Origin of the sequence: Nitratidesulfovibrio oxamicus (genome assembly GCF_015731765.1) — a bacterium.
GTDB lineage: Bacteria > Desulfobacterota > Desulfovibrionia > Desulfovibrionales > Desulfovibrionaceae > Cupidesulfovibrio > Cupidesulfovibrio oxamicus.
In genome coordinates this window covers 1-1,119 of record NZ_VRYY01000613.1, presented here as the reverse complement: position 1 = coordinate 1,119, position 1,119 = coordinate 1, and the positions used below count along the sequence as shown (strand labels likewise).

The following is a 1,119-nucleotide window of genomic DNA, read 5'->3' as shown; positions in this document are numbered from 1 at the left end:
GGGCAGAGGGCACCCTGACCGGCGGACGCGGCTACCGCGTGCGCAAGAGCCCGGCGGCCGAACGTCCGGACCTGGACGACCCGCTGGCCGACGAACCCACCCTGCGCATGATCTCGCCCGAAGAACTGCGCGGCGGGCTGGCCCCGTCCCGGCGCACGCCCGCCACCCCAGCCCCCGGAGACGCGTTCTCCCCTGACGAGACCGCAGCCCACGGAAGCATCACGGCCACGGACGGCAACATGGCCGACGAGCCGCTGGAACTTTCCCTTGGCGAGGTGCTGCCCGAACTGGACGGCATGCCCGCGCCCCGGGGCTCGCGCCGCCTTGCCCGTGCGGCGGTCACGACCGGGCGGGCCGATGCCCCCACAGGTTTTGCCCCAGACTGGAGCGACGGGCATGACATGCCCGGCTCCGCCACCGCGCCATCCACCACCCTGGACCCGCTGGCCCTGGCCCGCATGGAAGAGGCCCTGCTGCCCCCCCTCGACACCATGTTGCAGGAACTGGACGGCCTGGAGAACTGCGCGCTGCCCCCAGCCGCCCGCAGCCACGCCGAGGCCGTGATCGCCGCCGGGCGCCAGTTGGCCTCCATTGCGCAGGACCTTGGCCGGGTGGCCGCACCGCAGCGCACCGCTTCGCGCCGGGCCGTATTCGACCTGCAGCGCATGCTGCGCGACGCCCATGACGCCGTTGCCGACCGGGCGGAGCGCAAGGGTCTGGCCATCTCGTGGTTCATGGCTCCGCACCTTTCACAACTGTACGAGGGCGACGCGGGCCAACTGGGCGAACTGCTGCGCCTGCTGGCCGAAAGCTCGGTGCGCTCCACGGACAAGGGTTCGGTGCACATGTCGGTACGCCGCGTGCCCGACAGCACCGATCCCGGCCACCTGTTGTTCACCGTCAGCGATTCCGGCGCGGGCGCGCCGCCGCACAAGCGCAGTGTCAGCGCGCTGGCCCGGGGGTGGGAAATGGCCGACGCCGCCGGGGGCACCCTGACCGTGGAAAGCGGGCGGGGACAGGGCACCACCATTTCGTTCACCGCGCGGCTGGTGGCCCTTTCGGGCGACGCCACCGCACCGCGCCCTTTCGTGGGCGTGGACCTGACCGACGACCTGCGGG

1 protein-coding gene is annotated in these 1,119 nt (G+C 72.7%); it reads left to right on the top strand.

Going from position 1 to position 1,119, the window contains the following annotated elements; all coding sequences use genetic code 11:
- The coding region (locus FVW20_RS16265) for a sensor histidine kinase (protein ID WP_231039175.1) at positions 1–1,119 on the top strand (1,119 nt) is incomplete at both ends.